This is a genomic window from Phreatobacter sp. (assembly GCF_052440005.1).
Lineage (GTDB): Bacteria > Pseudomonadota > Alphaproteobacteria > Rhizobiales > Phreatobacteraceae > Phreatobacter.
Genome location: NZ_JBQVQL010000142.1, coordinates 1 through 7,302, shown reverse-complemented (window position 1 = coordinate 7,302; position 7,302 = coordinate 1). Strand labels below are relative to the sequence as shown.

7 protein-coding genes are annotated in these 7,302 nt (G+C 68.7%); 5 read left to right on the top strand and 2 right to left on the bottom strand.

Annotated elements, in window-relative coordinates:
* Positions 1-533: flagellin N-terminal helical domain-containing protein (locus ACT6XY_RS21795; RefSeq protein WP_444750406.1), on the bottom strand; the 533-nt coding region annotated here is incomplete at its 3' end.
* A gap of 247 nt (positions 534-780) precedes the next feature.
* Between ACT6XY_RS21795 and ACT6XY_RS21790 the strand changes: the two genes are divergently transcribed.
* The 5 genes from ACT6XY_RS21790 to ACT6XY_RS21770 all read left to right on the top strand — a co-directional run bounded on the left by ACT6XY_RS21790 (position 781) and on the right by ACT6XY_RS21770 (position 6,285).
* A complete protein-coding gene (locus ACT6XY_RS21790) occupies positions 781-1,143 on the top strand; it encodes a hypothetical protein (protein ID WP_444750405.1) in 363 nt (120 codons plus the stop codon).
* Positions 1,144-1,225: 82 nt separating this feature from the next.
* A complete protein-coding gene (gene rfbF, locus ACT6XY_RS21785) occupies positions 1,226-2,032 on the top strand; it encodes a glucose-1-phosphate cytidylyltransferase (RefSeq protein ID WP_444750407.1) in 807 nt (268 codons plus the stop codon).
* A 7-nt stretch (positions 2,033-2,039) separates the two neighbouring features.
* The gene (locus ACT6XY_RS21780; protein ID WP_444750404.1) at positions 2,040-4,241 is read left to right on the top strand and encodes a DegT/DnrJ/EryC1/StrS family aminotransferase; all 2,202 of its coding nucleotides are present in this window, start codon (positions 2,040-2,042) and stop codon (positions 4,239-4,241) included.
* A gap of 17 nt (positions 4,242-4,258) precedes the next feature.
* Entirely contained in the window at positions 4,259-5,515 is a 1,257-nt protein-coding gene (locus ACT6XY_RS21775) for a glycosyltransferase family 2 protein (RefSeq protein WP_444750403.1), read from the top strand.
* 2 nt (positions 5,516-5,517) lie between these two features.
* Positions 5,518-6,285, top strand: coding sequence for a hypothetical protein (locus ACT6XY_RS21770; protein WP_444750402.1), 768 nt, complete (start codon positions 5,518-5,520; stop codon positions 6,283-6,285).
* Positions 6,286-6,340: 55 nt separating this feature from the next.
* On the opposite strand, the gene ACT6XY_RS21765 is transcribed toward ACT6XY_RS21770, so the two are convergent.
* A partial coding sequence (locus ACT6XY_RS21765; RefSeq protein ID WP_444750401.1) for an OmpA family protein occupies positions 6,341-7,302 on the bottom strand: 962 nt, incomplete at its 5' end.

Here is a 7,302-nt window from a genome sequence, read left to right as displayed (position 1 = left end):
AGGTCCGAGGTCGACAGGTTCTCGATGCGCAGCTTGCCGTTGTCGTTCGAGGCGCGAACCTTGGACGTCAGCGACGAGTTGCCGTTGATCGAGGCGACCACGTCGTCGACCGAGGCGTTGGCCGAGACGGCGACCGTGACGGCGGTGGTGCCGACGGCGCCGCCCGTGAACACGATGTCGCCCGTGCCGGACGTCGCGGTGAAGGCGTAGCTCTCACCCTGCCAGGACTTGTCCTGACGGGCCTGGCGGATGGCCGACTGCAGCGACTCGACCGTCTTGGTGATCGACTTCAGGCCGTTGTCGGCGGCTTCCAGGGTCTTGATGCCGTTGGACATGGAGTCCAGCAGCGAGCCGAGGTCGTTCGAACGGGAGTTCAGCGAAGCGGCGGTGAAGAAGTTGGTCGGGTTGTCGAGGGCCGAGTTGACCTTCTTGCCCGAGGCGAGGCGCCCCTGGATCGTCTCACGCTGCGACGCGATGTTCTGGAGCGAGAGGAGGTTCGAGCGAACGCCGCGCGAGATGGTGATGTCAGACATGGTAGAACCCTTTCCTAGGGACCCCTGCTTCTGAGGGGTGGACGATGACGCCTCCGCATTCTGGGAGGTCCTTCAATTCTCGAAGGCACGGCGACTGTCCCCTACGCGAATTAAAAAAGACTTTTTTCTTCCGTTACATGAAATGATCTGGAATTAATGGTAAACGCGTCGGCAACTATACTGCGTTTACCAATTATTAACCTTGACAAAATACTTAAGCGATGACCGAAGACACTTCAGGTGATTCATGGCCGACTTGCCCGCCGGTTCCGCGATCCTCGCCCTCCCCGACGCTCCCGCGCCCCGCGAGCTCGGCCTGCTGCTGCGCGTCGAGGAGGTCGACACGATCGGCAAGAGCATCGCATTCCTCGTGCAGGAGATGCTCCTCAAGGGCTTCGACGCCATTTCCCACGCCGATCTCGCTGCCCGGATCGAGCTCATCCTCGGCGCCATGCCGAGCGCCCGGCCGCTGATCCTCGGCATGCAGTTCGCGCTGATGGAGGAGGACTTCGCCCTCGCCCTCGACCACGCCCGGCTGCTCGTGGAGCGCGAGGCCGAGCTGATGGCCCTCGCCCTCGCCGCGAAGAGCCCCGCCGCCGCCCAACCCTGACGGGTTCAGCGCGAGGCACCCTCTTTACCGGTCGTTTACCATGTCCGCCCATCCTGCGCCGACGATGGACCAGGGGCAGTCGATGCGGGTGGTGATTCTCGCCGGTGGGCGCGGCACGCGGATCTCGGAAGAGACCGACGTGAAGCCGAAACCGATGGTCGACATTGGCGGCCGCCCCATCCTCTGGCACATCATGCGCCACTATGCGGCGCAGGGCTTCGACGACTTCGTCATCGCCGGCGGCTACAAGGCCGACGTCATCAAGCGCTTCTTTCTCGACGAGGTGCGCATGGCCGGCGACCTGACGGTGGACACCCGCCGCGGCCGCGTCACCCGCTCCGGCCCCGCCTTCGACAACTGGCGGGTGCGCATCGTCAACACCGGTCTCGACACCAATACCGGCGGGCGCATCCTGCGCCTGAAACCCCATCTCGACGGCGCGCCCTTCCTCGTCACCTACGGCGACGGCGTCTGCGACGTGCCGATGCAGGCGGTCATCGACCAGCATCGCGCGCAGGGGCACCTCGCCACCATCACCGCCGTCCATCCCCCTGCCCGCTTCGGCGGCCTCAGGTTCGACGGCGACGACGTCGCCGGCTTCGTCGAGAAGCCGCAGATCGGCGAGGGCTGGATCAACGGCGGCTTCGCCGTCTTCGAGCCGGGCGTCTTCGACTATCTCGCGCTCGACGGCGACGAGGGCTCGCTCGAGGTCGCGCTCTACGAGCGTCTCGCCCGCGAGGGCAAGCTCGGCGCCTATCGCCACGAAGGCTTCTGGCAATGCGTCGACACCCTGCGCGAACTGCGCCTGCTGCAGGGCCTCTGGGACAGCGGCAAGGCGCCGTGGAAGACCTGGATCGACGTTACCGTCCGTGCGGTGGCGGCTGCGTGAGGATACGATGAAGGTTCTGGTCACCGGCCATGCCGGCTATGTGGGATCGCTCGCCACCTCCGTGCTGACGGAAGCGGGCCACGAGGTCACCGGGCTCGACACCGGCTTCTTCGCCCCCTGCCACACCGAGGGCATGGTGCCGGTCGATCCCGCCCGCACGATCGCGAAGGACGTGCGCGAGGTGACGGCCGAGGACCTCGCCGGCTTCGACGCTGTCCTCCATCTCGCCGCACTCTCCAACGACCCCATGGGCGACCTCGCCCCGGAGCTGACCGCCGCGATCAACCGCGACGCGACGATCGCCCTCGCCGAGGCTGCGAAGGCCGCCGGCGTCAAGCGCTTCGTCTTCGCCTCGTCCTGCTCCATCTACGGCGCCGGCAATCCGGACCTCCTCCTCGACGAGACGGCCCCCGTCAATCCGCTCACCGCCTATGCCGCCAGCAAGGTGGAGAGCGAGAAGGGGCTCCTTGCCCTCGCCGATGCGACCTTCGCGCCGACCTTCATGCGCAACGCCACCTGCTACGGCCTCTCGCCGCGGGTGCGCACCGATCTCGTGCTCAACAACCTCGTGGTCTCGGCGCTCTCCACCGGCGAGGTGAAGCTCCTCTCCAGCGGCCTCGCCTGGCGCCCGCTTCTGCACGCCCGCGATCTCGCGCGCGCTGCCGCCGCCATTCTCGCCGCCGACGCGGCGACGGTCTGCGGTGAAGCCTTCAACATCGGCCAGAACGACGAGAACCACCTCGTCCGCGACATCGCCGCCATCGTCGCCGAGGCGGTGCCGGGCTCGAAGGTCACCTTCGCCGAGGGCAACACGATCGACCCCCGATCCTACCGCGTCGACTTCGGCAAGTTCGCGAGCGCCTTCCCCGACTTCCGCTTCCTCCACACCGCCGCATCGGGCGCGAAGGAGCTGGTGGCGGCCCTTGCCGGACGCACCACGCCCCAGGACCTCACCGGCCAGCGCTATGTCCGCCTCGCCCGGCTGAAGCACCTCCTCGACAGCGGGGCGCTGGCCCCCGACCTCTCCTGGCGCGGCGAGCGGGACACCGCGCCCCTCACCGTGAAGCGCGACCGGGTGCCGGTCGCGGGCCCCTCCATTACCCAGCGCGAGGTGGACCTGACCGCGGAGGCCGCCCGGACCGCCTGGTTCGAGAACCACGCCAAGTACAACCTGCGCTTCGAGGCCATGGTGGCCGAGCAGACCGGGCGGAAACACGCCATCTCGCTCGCCCACTGCACCTCGGCGATCCACCTCGCCCTCGCCGGCCTCGGCATCGGCCCGGGCGACGAGGTGATCGTGCCCGAATGCACCTGGGTCGCCACCGCCTCTCCCGTCGTGCAGGTTGGCGCCACCCCCGTCTTCGCCGACATCGATCCCGTCTCCTGGTGCCTGTCGCCGGCGAGCCTTGCCGCTGCCATCACGCCGAAGACGAAGGCCGCCATCGTCGTCGACCTCTATGGCGGCATGCCCGACTGGGCGCGCCTCGAGGCCATTGCCCGCGACGCCGGCATCATCCTCATCGAGGATGCGGCGGAGGCCATCGGCTCGCGCTTCCGCGACAAGCCGGCCGGCGCTTTCGGCCGCGCCTCGGTCTTCTCCTTCCATGGCTCCAAGACGGTCACCACCGGCGAGGGCGGCATGCTCGTCACCGACGACGATGCGCTCGCCGAACGCGTCAACATCCTCCGCGACCAGGGACGTCATCCCACGTCCCGCGCCCTCATCACCGAGGAGGTCGGCTTCAAGTACCGGATGTCGGCGATGCAGGCGGCCATGGGCATCGCCCAGATGGAGCGTCTCGACGAACTGATCGCCCGCAAGCGCGACATCTTCCGCTTCTACGCCGAGAATCTCGCAGGGACCCCCGGCCTCACCCTCAATGCCGAACCGGCGCAGGTGTTCAACTCCTACTGGATGGTCACCGCCGTCCTCGATCCCAAGGTCGGGCTCCTGAAGCAGCAGGTCGCCGCCGAGCTCGGTGCCGAGGGGATCGACACCCGCCCCTTCTTCTATCCGCTGAGCTGGCAGCCGGCCTTCCGCGACCAGCCCTCCGCCGCCGGCGCCGCGACCCGCAACCCCGTGGCCTATGCGATCTCGCCGACCGGCATCAACCTGCCGAGCGGCTACAACGTCACGCGCGACGTCGCGGCGCGGGTGTCCCGCGCCCTCAAGTCCATCCTCCAGCGGCACGCCCGCCGCGCCGCCTGATTCACCGGAGCCGCCCCATGGCCGCCAGCGCCTCCCGAGACCTGTCGCGGACGGAGGCCGAGCCCGCCGCGCGGCCGCTCGTCACCATCGCGCTGCCGACCTACAACCGCGCGCAATATCTCGACCGCTTCTTCACCCATCACATCGATGCCTTCACCGCCCGCGGCATCGATTTTGAGATCCTCGTCTCGGACAACTGCTCGACCGACGACACTGCCGCCATCGTCGCGCGCTGGGCTGCATCCGATCCGCGCATCCGCTCGGTCCGCCAGACCGAGAACATCGGCGCCTATGGCAACTTTCTCTATTCCTGGCGGCAGGCGCGCGGTCAGTTCGCGATCTGGGTCGGCGACGACGATCTCCTCGTGCCCGACATCGTGGTCGACTATCTCGCCCGCCTCGCCGCCGATCCCGCCCTCGTCATGGTCCAGGCGCCCTGGATGCTGATCGACGAGACCCGCGACAACGCCGAGATCGGCACCTTCTACCGAATCACGGGCGAGCGGCTGTTCCGGCAGGGCGAGCACGCCGCCTGCCTCGACTACCTCCTCGGCCACCACATCTTCCCCGAATGGTTCATCATCCGGACCGACGTCGTGCACGACGTCATCGAGCCGGTGACCGGCTTCGTCTTCCACTACTTCGCCCATCTCGCCCGGGCGCTGACGGTGGGCTCGGTGCTCTTTGCGCCTGAGCCCTTCGCCCGCGTCACCGCGATCTCCAAGGGGGGCGTGAACCACTCCGGCAACAGCGAGACCATGGACGGCTGGGACCGTTTCCGGGGCGGCATCGAGTTCTTCGCCTCCTTCATCGAGCCGGCCCCTCTCGCTGATCCCGTCCAGTCGGCCGCGCTGCTCCGCCGCTTTCAGGACTTCACCATCAAGCGCATGCAGGTGGCCATCAACCTGCACGTCAACGCCGGCAACTGGAGCCACGCCTATCATCTCGACCGCCGCGTGCGCGCCTATGGCCAGCCCGGCTGCCACCCCGACATGCGGCCGGTGCTCGCCGGGCTCTGCGCTATCGAGACCCTCGTCGCCGAGGCGCGCGCCCAGGCGCGCCATCTCGTCGTGCTCGACGACATGATCGCCGACGACACGCTGGAGAGCCTGAGCCCCGCCATCCGTGCCGCCATCATCCGCCGCCGCGACCCGCGGGCGGCCTCGTCGGCGCCGAAGGCCTTCGCGTTGATGCAGCCGCCGCCGGAGGGGCTTCTCGGCCCGGAAGACCTCGTCCTCGACCTGCCGGCCGCTTTCCGCCGTACCTCGTTCTGACCATGGGGCTGACCCTCGGCGGCGCGGCGGGCGGGCGGATCGCTTTGCGGGACACGCCGTGGGACGCCCGCGCCCTCGGCCGCCCCACCCTCGACGTCACCGATCTCGCCCTCGCCTGCGAGAGCGGCGCGGGCGACGATGACGACCTCTTTACCGCCCTTGAGACAGCCTGCGCCGAGCGTGGGACGGCCCTCGTGACGCTGCGCCTCGACGCCGGGAGAAGGCTGGCGATCGCAAGGCTCCAGGCCGCCGGGTTCCGCTATGTCGAGACGGTCCTGCGGCTGCGCTATCCCAACCTCGCGCGCTTCGACGGCACCGGCACGCGCCCGTCGGCGTTGCGCCAGCCCACGCCGGACGACCACGCGGCCCTGATCGCCCAGGCTGCGGAGACCTTCCATTTCGGCCGCTTCGCCGAGGATCCGGCGATAGACCCCGAGGTGAACCGCCGCCGCCAGATCGACTGGATGGAGGGCCTTCTGGCCGGTCGGGCCGAGGTGCTGGTGACCGGCGCCCCGCCGCGCCCGGGTGCATTCATGGCCTTCACCAGCACGGACAGCGCTGCGGACCTCGTGCTCGGCGGCACCCGGCCCGACCAGGCCGTGCTCGCCCTGCCCTTCTGGACGGCGACCCTCCTGCACCTGAAGGAGACCGGCATCCGCCGCGTCGACACCGTCGTGTCGGCCGCCAATCTCGGCGTCGCGAACCTCTACGCCCGCCTCGGCTTCCAGGCCCATCAGACCCTGGTGGGGCTCCACCTCCACCGTCCCTGAAACGAAAACGGGCGCCCCGAAGGGCGCCCGCTCGTCTCGTCCGTCGCATGTGCCGTCACTGCGGCGGCGCCTGGGTGTTCTGCTGGTTGAGGAGTTCCGTCACGCGGCGCAGCGTCACCCGGCGGTTCTCCGCCGAGGGCCCCTGCGTCTGCACCTTCGGGTACTGCTCGCCATAGCCCTGGGTCGTCAGGTTCTCCGGCGGGACATTGTAGGTCTGCGTCAGCGCCGTCGCTATGGCCTGAGCGCGACGATCCGACAGCGAGAGGTTGTCGACGTCGTTGCCCACAGCGTCCGTATGGCCCTCGATGAGGAAGACCTCGTTGGGATTGGCCGTGATGGCCCGTCCCAGCGCCGCGGCGATCGTGTCCAGACGCCGGATCTGGTCCGGCTTGATCTCCCACGACCCCGTATCGAAGTTGATCGTGTTGAGATCGACGCTGCGGGTATAGGCGCGCACGGTCGGGCTGTAGCGCACCTCGTCGAGGGTGTAGCGCCGGGGCGGACGCTGCACCGGCGGCGCGGTCAGCGCCTCGTAGATGACCTCCGGCGTCGACTCGTCGGCATCGACGATGTAGCGGTCGCGCGGCATCGAATATTCCGGCGGCGGCAGGACGATGATCTGCTCCTCGAAGGTCCGGGCACGCGGCCGGAACGAATTGTCGATGAGGATCACCTCGCGGCCGTCGGGGTAGCGGCGGATGCGGCGCAGGAGCTGGCCGTTCTCGTCCGTCACCGTCACGACGCGGATGCCTCCCGGCCGATCATAGATCGACACGAGCTCGTTGCCCCGCCGTTCCGTGCGGAAATCGCCCCCGAGATCGCGGAAGCGCGCGGTCTCGTCATGGCGCACGAAGACGCCCTCGCCGTCCCGCACGATGGTGCGTCCCGGTTCGTGGATGACGGTGACGCCGTCCTGGTTGAACTCGCGCCGGCGCTGGCGCACCTCGCCGACGTCGTCGGCCCGGGCGCCCTGGTTGAGCATGAAACCACCGATCACGCCGGCGCCGAGGCCGATCG

Coding starts and splice junctions, on each gene's coding strand:
- ACT6XY_RS21770 (WP_444750402.1), top strand. CDS start 5,518: ATGGGGCTGACCCTCGGCGGCGCGGCGGGCGGGCGGATCGCTTTGCGG.
- ACT6XY_RS21780 (WP_444750404.1), top strand. CDS start 2,040: ATGAAGGTTCTGGTCACCGGCCATGCCGGCTATGTGGGATCGCTCGCC.
- rfbF (WP_444750407.1), top strand. CDS start 1,226: ATGCGGGTGGTGATTCTCGCCGGTGGGCGCGGCACGCGGATCTCGGAA.
- ACT6XY_RS21775 (WP_444750403.1), top strand. CDS start 4,259: ATGGCCGCCAGCGCCTCCCGAGACCTGTCGCGGACGGAGGCCGAGCCC.
- ACT6XY_RS21790 (WP_444750405.1), top strand. CDS start 781: ATGGCCGACTTGCCCGCCGGTTCCGCGATCCTCGCCCTCCCCGACGCT.